This is a genomic window from Pseudomonas sp. BF-B-15 (assembly GCF_019946675.1).
Classification (GTDB): Bacteria; Pseudomonadota; Gammaproteobacteria; order Pseudomonadales; family Pseudomonadaceae; genus Aquipseudomonas; species Aquipseudomonas migulae.
The window spans coordinates 21,493-35,448 of the sequence record NZ_JAGYFZ010000064.1; the positions used below are offsets into that span (position 1 = coordinate 21,493).

Sequence of the window (13,956 nt, forward strand, 5' to 3'; positions counted from 1 at the left end):
ACTGCGTTCCCTATCCGCAGTGGGTTGGGTGGGGGCTTTTTTTATGGAAATCATCGACGTTGCGGGTTCAACCTCGAAAGTGGCAGGTGGGTAGGCTCGGACTTCAATTTTGCCTTGAGTCTTTTCGCCACGTCCAAGTCTCTATTATTTGTTGAGCCAAACAGCACATATTTCAGGTTCGTATTTTTGCCCACCTGGTTCAAACTCCGAACCGTGACGAAGGTTCGCACCCGCTCCAGCACAGGTATAGATTCTCTTCCAGGCAGACCTTCGAAGTGGTGCCTCACCTCGGGTCGAATGAGTGGGTTCAGAATAACGCCACTGACAAACGCCCTGTCTTCACCAGCAGAGCGCTGACTCATCGATATTTTCTGAATGGCCAGGATTTCTCGCTTTCCGTTTTCCGGCTTTGCTTTCATCAATGCAAAAAAGCGAGGCTTGTTCGCTGCTGCCGAAGCATCTGATCCATCAATGCCCTTAGCGAAATCACGCATCCGCCCTGCTTGATTTGAAAGTTCTATCATCGACAGGCCCAACTCCGACTTTCCAGCAGTGGATGCACGATTCGCCAGGTCCAGGTACGTCTTGCGGTAGCCCTCCAACGCTTCAACGATTTCCTGCCCAGTCAAGGCGTACTCCGGATCACCCACTTCGAAAACGCGATATTCTTTGGTTTCTTCGTAGGTTCGCTTCGTCTTGTCATGGCGCTGCAACTGGAGAGACAACAGTCGAGTGTCAAGCAAGTGCTGTTTCCAGCCTTGGGTTGAAAGGTCAAGCTCATGGAACGATGCGTTGAATAATTCGTCACCTGCCAAACCGTTGTAGTCTCGCAACACCATTGGATTGTTTCGAACCATGGCATAGAAATTCAATCCATCAATCGTGCCCGCAGGATCTGGATTCAGCCAACGCTGCAACCACGGCACGTAATACCTGAACCCATAGTAATAAAGCCCCGTCGCGTCCCGTTCCTTACCCGAATATCGCACCGTTTTGTAGCTGACCTGCACCGCCTCACCGTTACTCCACGCCGTGCCGCCAAACGGGTAATACCTTTCCTGGGTGATGACGTTGGCGTGCTGATCCAGCTCCAGCGTGCTTGAGCCCAGCCGGTCCGTCAGGCTGTAGCGCTGCTGGTCGTTGCTGATCTCGCTCGGTCTTCCCGCCTCCCAGTGCAACACCCGCACACTGCCGCGCCCGGTCGCCACGTCGATGACATGCAGCACTTCGCCGGTGCCGCTGTGGGTGCGGATTTCCAGGCCGGGCAAATACAAGGTTTCGATGATGTTCGTTTGGGCATTGGTTTGCAGCGAGCGGACTTTGCGCACGCGCAGGCCGTCGGCAGCGTAAACGTAACGCTCGCTGTCGTTTTCGGCGCCGTCACGCTCCACCGGGCAGACTTCACACAATTGATTGCGCGCGTCCCAACGCAGCGTTTGCCCCGGTTGCAGCCTCAGCAGGTTGCCGTTGGCATCGAAACTGTCACGGAAGTCTTGTTCAGTCGGCTCGATACCCTCGCGCACCGGTAGGCAGCGGTTGCTGTGAGCATCGGCGACCAGACGATGGCCGGGGTTTTGCGGGCCGGTGTGGGTCAGTTCGAGCAGGTTGTTGCCGGCGTCATAACGGTAGGCCTGACGGTAGTTGCCGGGCATGGCGGGGTCCGCCGTCATTGCCGACGACGGGCCGTTTTTGACCGCGCCGGCCTCCCAGCCTGTGGCCGCGATCAACCGGTCGAGCGTGTCGTACCAATAATCGCTGACCGGCTCGATACGCTGATTGGCGAAGTAGCGGATCGGCAGCGCGGCGTCTTCGATGCTTCGCACATTGCCGACCAGGTCGTAGCTGTAACGCAGATCCTGCAACGGCTGGTTCTGACCGAGCCGGGACAGCAGCCGTTGCAGACGCCCGTCCTCGGTTCCGTATTCGAGAGTGGTGATCACGCCGTTGCCGGCGACTTCCCTTTCGACCTGGCCGTGGGCGCTGTAGGTGATGGCGCTGACCATCGGCAGGCGCTGGGTCGTGTGGCTCAGACGCAAATCCACGGCGCGCAACTGACCGTCCACGGTCTGGCTGAAGCGTTGCTCGTTGCCTTGGGCATCGGTTCGGGAGAGCAGGTCACCCGGTGGGTTGAAGCGTGAATGCGTTGAAAACGACTGCGCGATGTCATCGAGACGCCGCTCTTGCTCGAGTAGCGTGCCGGTCAATCCGTAGTCGTTGAACAGCAGAACACCGGCAAGGTCTGTGTGGCTGATCAGTTGGCTGCACTGGTTGTGAGCGGCGGAAACGGGATCGTTGGCCGCATAAGTCAGATGCTCTGCGCAAATCGCTTCGCCCTCCAACGCCTGCTCGAACAGCGCCGTCAATCGCAGCTGATTGTCGTAGTGCATCCAACGTTGCGAACCCCGGCCATCCCAGGATTGAACCGGTTGATCTGCCTCGCCGAAAAGATTCACGCGCAAGCCCGCATCGACACTGAGGGTGCACAAGGCCGTGCCGGAGAGGCCATGAATCGTAACCAGATTGGCCGGTGCCGAAGCCATCTGGAACAACCGCGAATCCCACTGCGCAATCGCCCGCCCAGCGGGGTCATGAACCGTGCGATTGATCTGAGCTTCGGCGACCGCCTCCTCCGCGGCACGGTAATAATCCACCGAACGTAAGACCAGACCACGCGGATCGATGGCAATCAGCTTTGGGGTATGGCGGTGCATGGCCGTTACTTGAGCATCCATGACAATTCATCTCGAAGAATGACGATCAGCAAATGCCTAAAACCCTTGTCTGGCTACTGTCAAAAGTTACAGTCTCGATGAGTGGTACGAATACCGGCCAACCCATTCCAATCGGATAGCTATCTGGGTGAGGAAGATATCGAGCGGTTTGAAGATATCTATGGTCGGTCTACGCCGATTGAGCGTGGGGTTTCGGTGAAGACCATCGCGCAGTAAGTCATCGGTAAAAAGAAGCCCCCATCCAGGCCACTGCGTTCCCTATCCGTAGTGGATTGGGTGGGGGGTTGTTGGCATTAAAGCGCTCAAGCCGTCACTTGACGTGATGTGATGATTTGAACGTCTTCTGCCCTTTCACTTTCGCAACCGAAATTGCCCTAGCGGGTATCTCGCCAAAATTTAAATTTTCGGTTCGCCCCACAAAAAACACCTCGTGTTCTTTATTATTTAATTGGTCTAACACTTTAATCAAATCCAGATGTTCAATTAGTCCTTCCCGAAGCATCATTCCACCGAATTTCAAAATCAGTTCCGGCACAGTCACAAAACTCTCTGCGACATCAGCGCCCAGCTTATTCAAATCAATTGCCACTAATTTCTTGTGATCATTCATGAATTTTTTGGCAATACTACGACGAGTACTCAGCGACATGATTGCACCTTCGCTACCAGTGCCGGCCGTATGTTTAAATACAGAGGAAATATAACTCTTGCCATCTTCTTGATTAGAGTGCAACGAGGTGTTCCGCAGAAGCCCCTTATTTTGGATCGTCGTAGTATTTGACAGGTGCGCTCGATACAGAAGCCCATTTTTTATTTGGTAATCTGCTGCTTGTAATTTTTCTCGCGAATCAAGAATTTCATCCATCTTATTGAATGGATTTGAAACTCTTACTCCGAACACCTTGAAGCCCGAGCCCAACTCGTGAATTTCTTTTCGAACAGCCTTGAACTCTTTGAATTCAGATCCAGAAAAAAAACCATCAAGAGCAGCAACATCTTCTTCCGTCGGCACAGGCTTCTCTGGAAACATCCCCTTTTCATCTACGAATGTCATCGGGTTATTTCTAACGATTCGGTACAGATTCAATCCATCAATCGCTCCCGCAGGATCTGGATTCAACCAACACTGCAACCACGGTACGTAATACCTGAAGCCATAGTAATAAAGCCCCGTCGCGTCCCGTTCCTTGCCTGAATACCGCACCGTTTTGTAGCTGACCTGCACCGCCTCACCGTTACTCCACGCCGTGCCGCCAAACGGGTAATACCTTTCCTGGGTGATGACGTTGGCGTGCTGATCCAGCTCCAGCGTGCTCGACCCCAGATGGTCCGTCAGGCAGTAGCGTTGCTGGTCGTTGCTGATCTCGGTCGGTCTTTCCGCCTCCCAGTGCAACACCCGCACACTGCCGCGCCCGGTCGCCACGTCGATCACGTGCAGCACTTCGCCGGTGCCGCTGTGGGTGCGGATTTCCAGACCGGGCAAATACAAGGTTTCGATGATGTTCGTTTGGGCATTGGTTTGCAGCGAGCGGACTTTGCGTACGCGCAGACCGTCGGCGCCATAAAGGTATCGCTCGCTGTCGTTTTCGGTATCACGCACCACCGGGCGGACTTCACACAATTGATTGCGCGCGTCCCAGCGCAACGTTTGCCCCGGTTGCAGCGTCAGCAGGTTGCCATTGGCGTCGAAACTGTCACGGAAGTCTTGTTCAGTCGGCTCGATACCATCGCGCACCGGCAGGCAGCGGTTGCTGTGAGCATCGGCGACCAGACGATGGCCGGGGTTTTGCGGGCCGGTGTGGATCAGTTCGAGCAGGTTGTTGCCGGCGTCATAACGGTAGCTCTGGCGGTAGTTGCCGGGCATGGCGGGGTCCGCCGTCATTGCCGACGACGGGCCGTTTTTGACCGCGCCGGCCTCCCAGCCTGTGGCCGCGATCAACCGGTCGAGCGTGTCGTACCAATAATCGCTGACCGGCTCGATACGCTGATTGGCGAAGTAGCGGATCGGCAGCGCGGCGTCTTTGATGCTTCGCACATTGCCGACCGGGTCGTAGCTGTAACGCAGATCCTGCAACGGCTCGTTCTGGCCGAGCCGGGACAGCAGCCGTTGCAGACGCCCATCCTCGGCGGCGTATTCAAGGGTGGTGATCACGCCATTGCCGGCAATTTCCCTTTCGACCTGGCCGTGGGCGTTGTAGGTGATGGCGCTGACCATCGGCAGGTGCTGGGTCGTGTGGCTCAGACGCAAATCCACGGCGCGTAACTGACCGTCCACGGTCTGGCTGAAGCGTTGTTCGTTACCTTGGGCATCGGTTCGGGACAGCAGGTCACCCGGTGGGTTGAAGCGTGAATGCGTTGAAAACGACTGCGCGATGTCACCGAGACGCCGCTCTTGTTCGAGTAGCGCGGCGGTCAATCCGTAGTCGTTGAACAGCAGAACACCGGCAAGGTCTGTGTGGCTGATCAGTTGGCCGCACTGGTTGTGAGCGGCGGAAACGGGATCGTTGGCCGCATAAGTCAGATGCTCTGCGCAAATCGCTTCGCCCTCTAACGTTTGCTCGAACAATGCCTTCAATCGCAGTTGATTGTCGTAGTGCATCCAACGTTGCGAACCCCGGCCATCCCAGGATTGAACCGGTTGATCTGCCTCGCCGAAAAGATTCACGCGCAAGCCCGCATCGACACTGAGGGTGCACAAGGCCGTGCCGGAGAGGCCATGAATCGTAACCAGATTGGCCGGCGCCGAGGCCGTCTGGAACAACCGCGAATCCCACTGCGCGACCGCCCTTCCCACTGGGTCATGAGTAGTGCGTTCGACACGCGCCTCTGCCATGTCGCCGGGGTCAGCACGGTAATAATCTACTGAGCGTAAGGCCAGATTTCGTGGATCAATAACCGTGAGCGTTGGGGTAAGGCTATGCATGGTCCTGTCCAAGGTTAATGCGGAATCTTAAAAGGGCGACTTCTCCCCCCAACCGATAGCCATCGCTGCAGAACGAGGGTTAATCGCGCTTGTTCGAATTGTTTTCATATTTACCGTCTTGCTGACCTGACTTAATGCATTCATTGTTAAATACGTCCCCGCGCCACGGAGTCTCAACGCACTCCCCCCTCCTACCTCTTCACTTACAGCATTGTTCAACTGCACACCGTTTAATTGAGACTCAGGATCAACAATAGTGAAATCGACATGTACATCAGCATTTCTACGACTTCCATCTTCGCGATTTAAAGACAGCAACGAAAGCCCATATATTTTCCGTTCATGAGGCTCTTTACCCAGATCTTCCTTTTTAATTAATGCAAACAATCGATTATCCGGTCGCGAGCCTAAATCCACATCCATCTGCCGGGTTTCCTCCCCACGAATCAACCACGTTCCAAATTGCCGAGCAACATACTCGCCGGCTTTAAAATTTCTTCTTTGCTTTGCAGCATCGCCGCCCCATTTACTCAAGTCATACCACCTATAATCAGAGGCACTCATTAATTTTTTATACTGTTGATTAAAGTCGTTCAGCGTGTCCTTTACCTCGCTGCTGGCCACGACACCGTTGGGATTTCGCCGAAGCAGGTCTTCACGGCTGCCCACACCGACTTCAACAACCTGAAACTCATCACTCGCCTCATAATCACCTGACATCTCATGTAATACGCTCACCCTGATTTTCGACAATCTTGCAGCAAAGAAAAATCTTTTAAAAATATCTACATCCACCACCATTTCCTTACCACCCTTCGTAACACAATAATCTTTTACTCCATTAACAGATTCCAACTCCAACCCACTTTCATCCCTATAACCAATCGGATTACTCCCGACCATTCGATAAAGATTAAGCCCATCAACTGCCCCTGCCGGATCAGGATTCAACCACCGCTGCAACCAAGCCACGTAATACCGAAACCCATAGTAATAAAGCCCCGTCGCATCCCTCTCTTTCCCCGAATACCGAACCGTTTTACGACTCGCCTCGACCTCCCCCCTCCCCGCAAACCAGGCGGTAGTCCCGAACGGGTGATAGCGCTCCTGACTGATCACTTCGCCGTCGCTGTCGAGCTCCAGGGTGGAGGACCCCAAATGATCACTCAGGCAGAACCGGTACTGATCATTGGCGCTGTCCTTTGGCGGCGCCGTTTCCCAGTGCAACACCCGTACGCTGCTGCGTCCGGCCTGGACGTTGATCACATGCAGCACTTCGCCGGTGCCGTTGTGGGTACGTATTTCCAGGTTTGGCAAATAACGCACTTCTGCGATCACCGTACGGGCATTGGTCTGCGTCGAGCGGACTTTGCGCACGCGCATGCCGTCGGCTCCGTAAACATAGTGCTCACTGTCATCTGAGGCGCCGTCTCGTTCTACCGGCCGCACTTCGCACAACTGGTTATGCAGGTCCCAACTCAAGGTTTGCCCCAGTTGCAGGCGCTGCAGATTGCCGTTGGCGTCGAAGCCCCTGCGAAAATCCTCTTCGCCGGGTTCCACGCCCTCGACCACTGGCAGGCAACGGTTGCTGAAGGGCGCGGCGACCAGACGATGCCCATGCTTTTGCGGCCCTTCGTGGATGAGTTCCAACAAGTTGCCGCCTCGATCGTAGCGATAGCTCTGGCAGTAATTGCCCCGTGGCGCGGGATCGTCGAAGGCCGAAAACTGTGGGCCTCTGTTCGCGCCGCCGGCCTCCCAGCCCGTCGCACGAATCAACTGATTGAGGCTGTCGTAGGCATATCCGTTGACCGGGTCGATACGCTGGTTGGCGAAGTAGCGAATCGGCACGGCGGCGTCTTCGATGCGCAACACGTTGCCCGTCGGGTCGTATTCATAATGGGAATCTTGCAGGACGTCGTTGCCGCGCCTGGCGTGTAAGCGAATCAGGCGAGCGTCTTGCGCGGCGTATTCGAGCGTGGTGATCACGCCGTTGCCCGCCACTTCCCGTTCGGTCTGGCCATGGGCGTTGTACTGGATGGCGCTGACCAGCGTTTTTGGCGTGGTGTCGCTGCGCAATTGCAGTCGTACCTCGCGCAACTGGCCGGCGACGGTGTGGCTGAAAAGCTGACGGTTGCCTTGGGCGTCGGTCTGTTCAACAGCCTCGCCCAGTGGGTTGAAGCGTGAGCGAGTGGTCGCGCCAGATCCCGGTTCCAGCCAGGTATCGCGCTCGTCCACGTGTTCGGGCCAATCGGGGATTTCCAACGTACGCAGAAAGTGTCGAGTCTGCTCAAGCAACCCGCCGGTCAATCCAAACGTCGGGAACAGCTGCGTGCCTGCCCGGTCGTCATGCCGGATCAATTGGCCGCACTGGTTGTGATCGACGGAAACGGGATCGTTCGCGGCATAAGTCAGACGCTCTGCGCAAACCGCTTCGCCCCTCGCGGCTTGCTCGAACAGCGCGGTCAGGCGCAGTCGATTGTCATAGTGCATCCAGCGTTGCGAACCCCGGCCATCCCAGGATTGAACCGGTTGATCCGCCTCACCGAAAAGATTCACGCTCAAGCCGGCATCGACACTGACGATACTCAACGCAGTGTCGGACAGTGACAGGATGCTGCTGAGGTTGGCCGGTGCAGAAGTCTCCAGGAACAACCGCGGATCCCACTGCGCAATCGCCCGCCCAGCGGGGTCATGAACCGTGCGGTTGACCCGAGCTTCGGCGACTTCACCCTGCGCGGCACGGTAATAATCCACCGAACGCACAGCCAGCCCCCGCGGTTCAACGACCGTCATGCTTGGGGTGTCGCGGTGCAGGAAAGCCAGCTGAGGCTGCATCAGGCGTCTTCATGTCGATTTGCACCAGCTAATGCTGAAAACCCATGCATGGCTACTGTCACAAATTACAGGCTCGACAAACGGTCGCCCTCACCACGCCCATCGCCAAGCACACCCGCCCTTAGGTAGGATGAGCCTCTCTCCTGCGAGGTTGTGCGACATGTTCATCGGCGTCCTGTTGGTCATCACCTGGCTGATCCTGTTGCTGCGCTACCCGTCCAAGGCCCTGCCCGTTTCGGTGGCGGCCGCCATCGGACTGGGGCTGGTGGCCACCTGGGTGGTCTGGCTGGACAATCGCGAGGTCAAGCAATTGGCGCGCCTTGAGTTGCGCATCACTTACGCGCCGGAGCACTGCCCGGCGGATCGCCCTTTGCTATTGAAGATGAACAACGGCAACGACGTGCCGCTGACCGAACTGCGCTGGCGCGTCGCAGCCTACGCGCCGGGCGATACGGTCAACCTCGCCGACAATCAATACGCCGCACCGCGTTATCGCGGCCCAGGCGAACTGCAGGCCGGAGCGAACTGGGAAGATTGCCTGCCCATGCCGCCGCTGCGTCCCGGTTATCGCCCGCAAACCCTGGAGTTTCGCGCCGAGCGTTTGCAGGGTAGTTTCTCCGACTGATCCCCACTCTTCCCTTTGCACAAGGACCGCGCCATGCCCGTTGCGTTGATTACCGGTTGTTCCAGCGGCATTGGCCGCGCTCTCGCCGATGCCTTTAAAGGTGCCGGTTATATAGTCTGGGCCAGCGCCCGCAAGGCTGAAGACGTTGCCGCGTTGACGGCGGCCGGTTTCACCGCCGTGCAGCTGGACGTCAACGATGGCGTGGCACTTGAAGCGTTGGCCGGGCAGATCAACCAGCAACATGGCGGCCTCGATGTACTGATCAACAACGCCGGTTATGGCGCCATGGGACCGTTGCTCGACGGTGGCGTGCCGGCCATGCAGCGGCAGTTTGAAACCAATGTGTTTGCGATTGTCGGTGTTACGCGCGCGCTGTTTCCGGTGCTGCGCCGGGCCAAAGGGATAGTGGTGAATATCGGCAGCGTTTCCGGGGTCCTGGTCACGCCGTTTGCCGGTGCTTACTGCGCCTCGAAAGCCGCAGTGCACGCCTTGAGCGATGCGTTGCGCATGGAACTGGCGCCGTTTGGCGTGCGGGTAATGGAGGTGCAACCGGGCGCCATCGCCTCCAGTTTTGCCAAGAATGCCGGGGCCGAGGCGGAACAGTTGATCAGCGAACAGTCACCGTGGTTTCCGCTGCGCGAAGGCATTCGTGCGCGGGCCAAGGCGTCTCAGGACAACCCGACGCCGGCCAGTGAGTTTGCCGCCGGTTTGCTCAAGGCTGTGCGGCAGGACAAACCGCCGCGCCTGATTCGTTTGGGCAATGGCAGCCGGGCGTTGCCGTTGTTGGCGGGGTTGTTGCCCAAAGGGTTGCTGGAGTCGGGGTTGATGAAGCGGTTCGGGTTGAGTGGGCAGCTTTGAGACCGAGTTATCGTTCTTCGCGGGCAAGCCTCGCTCCTACAGAGAGCGGTGCTTGACCTGTAGGAGCGAGGCTTGCCCGCGAAAGCGTCAGATCAGACTCTGCAAAATTTTCAGGAAGTAACATGACCGACTACACCGAATACTTCGCCGAAGTGATCCAGGCCCACGTCGCCATCGAGCAATGGCTGGCCGAAGAACGAAACGTCACCGAACTTGAACAATTGCTCGCCCGTTTTTCACCGCAGTTTTCCATGGTCTCGCCGTTGGGCCGCGTGCTGGATTTCGACGCGCTTGGCGAGTTGTTCCGGATGGCGGGCGGGAAGAAGCTCGGGTTCAGGATTGAGCTCAGCGAGTTGCGTGGCATTGCGCTGTCCGACAACGGCGCGACCGTGAGTTATCGCGAGCAGCAGACCGATGCAACCGGCCAGCAGACGGACCGGCGTTCGACGGTAGTGTTTGAGAAGCAGGCCGGTGGAAAGGTGGTTTGGCGGCATTTGCATGAGACGTTTTGCAAGGAGTGAGCTGTAAGACCGAGTCGCCTGAATCGCCAGCAAGCCGGCTCCTACAGGTTTGCGCCGAACACAAAAATGTGTGTACGACACCTATTTGTAGGAGCCGGCTTGCTGGCGATTCAGGCGACTCGGTCTAACTATTGGTTAACCACCACCGTGCACGTAATCCCCGCCGCCAACAACACCCCTTCCGGCACTTCATCAATGTGAATCCGCACCGGCACCCGCTGTGCCAGGCGCACCCAGTTGAACGTCGGGTTCACGTCCGCAATCAGCTCGCGGCTTTCCGGGTTATCGCGGTCGTAGATCCCGCGAGAAATACTCTCCACATGCCCCTTGAGCACTTCGCCGCTCATCAGTTGCATGTCGGCCTTATCGCCCACCCGCACGTGCGGCAGTTTGGTTTCTTCGAAGAAGCCGTAGACCCAGAACGAATTCATATCGACCACGGCCATTTTCGCTTCGCCGATGCGTGCGTAGTCGCCGCGATGCACGTTGAGGTTGGTCACGTAACCGTCCACCGCCGCGCGCACTTCGGTGCGTTTGAGGTTCAGTTCGGCGGCTTCCAGTTGCGCTTGCGCGTGCTGGTAATCGGCGAGGGCCGAGTCTGCGATATTGCTGGCGTCGTCGCGGTTTTCCTTGGAGATCACCAAGGCATCCATGTCGGCGCGGCGATGGGCGTTGACCTTGCGCATCTCCCACGTCGACTTGCGTGAAGCCACCAGTGCCTGCGCCTGTTTGACCGCGATGCGGTAGTGCTCGGGGTCGATGCGCATCAGCAGATCGCCCTTCTTCACCTGTTGGTTGTCGCGCACCGGCACTTCCACCACTTCACCGGTGACGTCGGCGGCGACGTTGATGATGTCGGCGCGCACCCGGCCGTCGCGGGTCCACGGTGTGTTCATGTAATGCACCCAGAGGGTCCGGCCGATCCATAGCGCGAGGGCCAGCACCAGCAGAGTGGCGAGCAGGCTGAAAAGCTTTTTCATCAGGGCCTTCTTCAGTGATAGAGAGTCAACGGTAGACAGTCAGCGCCAGTGCGCCGAACAGACAGGTAAACAAACTCAGGCGCAGCAACGCCGGGTGCCAGAAAAAACGGTACAGATCGAACCCGGACAGGAACCGGTCCAGCGCCCAGGCCAGCACCGCGGCGATGAAAAACATCAGCGTCATGGTCGGTATGTACACGCCGTGGAAGGCGATTTCACGAGGCATGTTCAAGTCCTTGAGGCGTGGTCATTGCGTAGGCGGCAAGCGGTGATTGCGGGTCGAGTAATGAGGTGCGGATGAAATGCAGGTAGCTCTTCACCCGGCGCAACGCCGAGGTGTCGAAGTGCGGCGCGAAGGGCTCGTCGGTGGCTTGCACGCGGCTGATCGCATGGTCCACCGCGATCAGGCAGCGCTGCAGATTGCTCTGGCCCGGTTGCAGAAACAGCCGCACCAGCGAACGGCCCATCACGCGGATGGCCTGGCGCCACGGCTGCGATTCGGCGTACGCCGGATGCACCGGCAGAATCGCCTGCTCCTTGCGCAACTCGATGATCGCGTGACCGACTTCCAGCACCACAAACATCCAGCGCAGCAAGTCCCGTTGCACCTGCGGCTGACCGGCGGCGAGGCCATAAGCCTGATGCAGCAAGTCCCGCGTGCGGCTTTCGAAACTCGACGCCAGGCCCTTCAGTTTGCCGCTGATCGCATACACCACTTGCCCGCGCAGATCCTGCTCCAACCGGCGCCATAACCAGCGGCTGTTCGGCGGCAGGATGATCGCCCCCGCAGCGGCGCACACCAGCATGCCGAGCACCATGGCGATGTAGTCGTTGATGAAGGTGTAAGGGTTGTAGATGGTGAGGTTGTCCGGCACCGAACCGGTGCTGAAAAAGATCAGTAAACCGAGGCCGACACCGGCGTATTGCGGACGCGAGGTCAGGAACGAACCGAGCACGATCACCGGCGCGAGCATCACGCACAGCAACGGAAAACCATCGATCCACGGGAAGATGAAAAACATCTCGACGAAGCCGATCAGCGCCCCCAGGAATGTGCCGCAGGCCATCTGAAACGCCATGCGTTTCGGGTTCGGCGTCGCCGCCGAAAGGCCCACGGTGGCGGCGGCAATCAGAGTCATCATCGCCCCGCTCGGCCACGCGGTTGCCACCCAGTAACTGCCCAACACCACCAGAATAAACGCCGCGCGAATCCCCGAAGCGGCGGACGCCATCCAGTTGGTTTGCGGGGTGAAAGGCTCGTCCCACTGCTCCCGTTCATGGCTGTGATCAGCCAGGGACGCGTGGGTCTGTGCATAACCGTGCAGGTCGTCGACGAAGCGATAAAGCAGCTCATACGCGGTATGAAAATCGAGCTGCTCGGCGTCGCTTGGCTCGCTCTCCTGAAACGTCGCGCGCAGGCTGCGGACACGCGCCGGCAGCGCTTCCTTGTAGGCGCTCAGCGCAATCACCAAACGTGCGGCGTCAGGGCTGGTCAACGCGCGACCACTGAAACCGTCGAGCACTTCCGCGAGGTCCTGCAAGCCCGGCTTGATTGCCGCGACCACATGATCGGCACCACTGCTGCGCAAGCGTTCGAGCAGTTGGTGCAGGGCATTGAACCGCGTGGTGACGCCCATGAACTCGCTGTTCAAGCGACTGAGCCGACCGTTGCGCCGACGCATGTGCGGGTCTTCGAACACGGTGACGCTGCGCAGCCCTTCCAGGCCGACCGCCTCGGCGATGAAGCGCACGTTGCTCGCTTCAAAAGCGTCCCGTTTGCTGCGACCGCGCAAGCCATCGGTGACGAACAAGGCGAACACACCGAAGCGCTGATACAAGGCATTGCGCATCGCCGCGCTGGCGGTTTGCGGCAGGATCGCAGCGCTGACCAGCGTGGCGCAGAGAATCCCCAACGAGATTTCCAGCACGCGCCAGACCGCCGCCATGAACGCGCCCTCCGGGTGCGCCAGGGCCGGCAAGCCGACCATCGCGGCGGTGTACCCGGCCAGCACAAAACCGTAGGCGCGGAAGTTGCGAGAACGCGCCGCACCAGCCGAGCAGATGCCGACCCAGATCGCCAGCGAACCGAGGAACAACTCGGTGTTCTGTGCGAACAAGGCAATCAGCGCGACCATCACCGCCGACCCGGTCAGCGTGCCGAGAAAGCGGTAGAAACTCTTGGCGAACACCTGGCCGCTTTGCGGCTGCATGACAATGAACACGGTGATCATTGCCGTGCGCGGTTGCGGCAATTCCAGACGCATGGCCAGCCACAGGGTCAGGAACGCGGCGAACAACACCTTGAAAATGTAGACCCAGGTCACGCCGTCGCTGCGTGCCCAGTCGAAAAAACCCCGGCGCCATTCAAGGGAATACAGCCAGCGCAGCGGTGCGGGCAAGGGAGTCATGAAATCCTGCTCATTGGTCGAAGATTGTGCGGCGAAGACTCGGTCCCTGTGGGAGCGGGCTTGCTCGCGAATGC

At 58.2% G+C, this 13,956-nt stretch carries 9 protein-coding genes and 1 pseudogene; 4 read left to right on the forward strand and 6 right to left on the reverse strand.

Annotated elements, in window-relative coordinates; translation table 11 throughout:
- Positions 1–50: 50 nt before the first annotated feature.
- Positions 51–2,732, reverse strand: coding sequence for an RHS repeat domain-containing protein (locus KGA97_RS19685; protein WP_223481320.1), 2,682 nt, complete (start codon positions 2,730–2,732; stop codon positions 51–53).
- A 108-nt stretch (positions 2,733–2,840) separates the two neighbouring features.
- Between KGA97_RS19685 and KGA97_RS29630 the strand changes: the two are divergent.
- Positions 2,841–2,948, forward strand: a pseudogene (locus KGA97_RS29630) (alginate biosynthesis protein AlgA); the annotation flags it as partial.
- A gap of 94 nt (positions 2,949–3,042) precedes the next feature.
- On the opposite strand, the gene KGA97_RS19690 reads toward KGA97_RS29630, so the two are convergent.
- Positions 3,043–5,655 carry an RHS repeat domain-containing protein gene (locus tag KGA97_RS19690; protein ID WP_223481321.1) on the reverse strand — a complete coding sequence of 871 codons (2,613 nt, stop codon included), beginning with the start codon at positions 5,653–5,655 and terminating at the stop codon, positions 3,043–3,045.
- A 27-nt stretch (positions 5,656–5,682) separates the two neighbouring features.
- Positions 5,683–8,490: an RHS repeat domain-containing protein gene (locus KGA97_RS19695; RefSeq protein ID WP_223481322.1), complete on the reverse strand. Its 2,808-nt coding sequence runs from the start codon at positions 8,488–8,490 to the stop codon at positions 5,683–5,685.
- A gap of 160 nt (positions 8,491–8,650) precedes the next feature.
- Here KGA97_RS19695 and KGA97_RS19700 point away from each other — a divergent pair, with 160 nt between their 5' ends.
- The 3 genes from KGA97_RS19700 to KGA97_RS19710 all read left to right on the forward strand — a co-directional run bounded on the left by KGA97_RS19700 (position 8,651) and on the right by KGA97_RS19710 (position 10,494).
- Positions 8,651–9,115, forward strand: coding sequence for a hypothetical protein (locus tag KGA97_RS19700; protein WP_008044486.1), 465 nt, complete (start codon positions 8,651–8,653; stop codon positions 9,113–9,115).
- Between the two features lie 33 nt (positions 9,116–9,148).
- The gene (locus KGA97_RS19705) at positions 9,149–9,973 is read left to right on the forward strand and encodes an SDR family oxidoreductase (RefSeq protein WP_223481323.1); all 825 of its coding nucleotides are present in this window, start codon (positions 9,149–9,151) and stop codon (positions 9,971–9,973) included.
- A 122-nt stretch (positions 9,974–10,095) separates the two neighbouring features.
- Positions 10,096–10,494, forward strand: a complete 399-nt coding sequence (locus tag KGA97_RS19710) for a DUF4440 domain-containing protein (protein WP_223481324.1) — start codon at positions 10,096–10,098, stop codon at positions 10,492–10,494.
- 128 nt (positions 10,495–10,622) lie between these two features.
- Here the strand turns inward: KGA97_RS19710 and KGA97_RS19715 are convergent, their stop codons facing one another.
- From KGA97_RS19715 to KGA97_RS19725, 3 genes are read right to left on the reverse strand one after another with little or no spacing between them, the layout of a single operon-like run.
- A complete protein-coding gene (locus tag KGA97_RS19715; RefSeq protein WP_192227775.1) occupies positions 10,623–11,474 on the reverse strand; it encodes an HlyD family secretion protein in 852 nt (283 codons plus the stop codon).
- Positions 11,475–11,499: 25 nt separating this feature from the next.
- On the reverse strand, positions 11,500–11,700 hold the full coding sequence (locus KGA97_RS19720) for a DUF1656 domain-containing protein (protein WP_223481325.1): 201 nt from the start codon (positions 11,698–11,700) through the stop codon (positions 11,500–11,502).
- On the reverse strand, positions 11,690–13,882 hold the full coding sequence (locus tag KGA97_RS19725) for an FUSC family protein (protein ID WP_223481326.1): 2,193 nt from the start codon (positions 13,880–13,882) through the stop codon (positions 11,690–11,692). Before KGA97_RS19725 ends, KGA97_RS19720 begins: the two co-directional genes overlap by 11 nt.
- Between the last annotated feature and the right edge of the window lie 74 nt (positions 13,883–13,956).

Coding starts and splice junctions, on each gene's coding strand:
- KGA97_RS19685 (WP_223481320.1), bottom strand. CDS start 2,732: ATGGATGCTCAAGTAACGGCCATGCACCGCCATACCCCAAAGCTGATT.
- KGA97_RS19690 (WP_223481321.1), bottom strand. CDS start 5,655: ATGCATAGCCTTACCCCAACGCTCACGGTTATTGATCCACGAAATCTG.
- KGA97_RS19695 (WP_223481322.1), bottom strand. CDS start 8,490: ATGCAGCCTCAGCTGGCTTTCCTGCACCGCGACACCCCAAGCATGACG.
- KGA97_RS19700 (WP_008044486.1), top strand. CDS start 8,651: ATGTTCATCGGCGTCCTGTTGGTCATCACCTGGCTGATCCTGTTGCTG.
- KGA97_RS19705 (WP_223481323.1), top strand. CDS start 9,149: ATGCCCGTTGCGTTGATTACCGGTTGTTCCAGCGGCATTGGCCGCGCT.
- KGA97_RS19710 (WP_223481324.1), top strand. CDS start 10,096: ATGACCGACTACACCGAATACTTCGCCGAAGTGATCCAGGCCCACGTC.
- KGA97_RS19715 (WP_192227775.1), bottom strand. CDS start 11,474: ATGAAAAAGCTTTTCAGCCTGCTCGCCACTCTGCTGGTGCTGGCCCTC.
- KGA97_RS19720 (WP_223481325.1), bottom strand. CDS start 11,700: ATGCCTCGTGAAATCGCCTTCCACGGCGTGTACATACCGACCATGACG.
- KGA97_RS19725 (WP_223481326.1), bottom strand. CDS start 13,882: ATGACTCCCTTGCCCGCACCGCTGCGCTGGCTGTATTCCCTTGAATGG.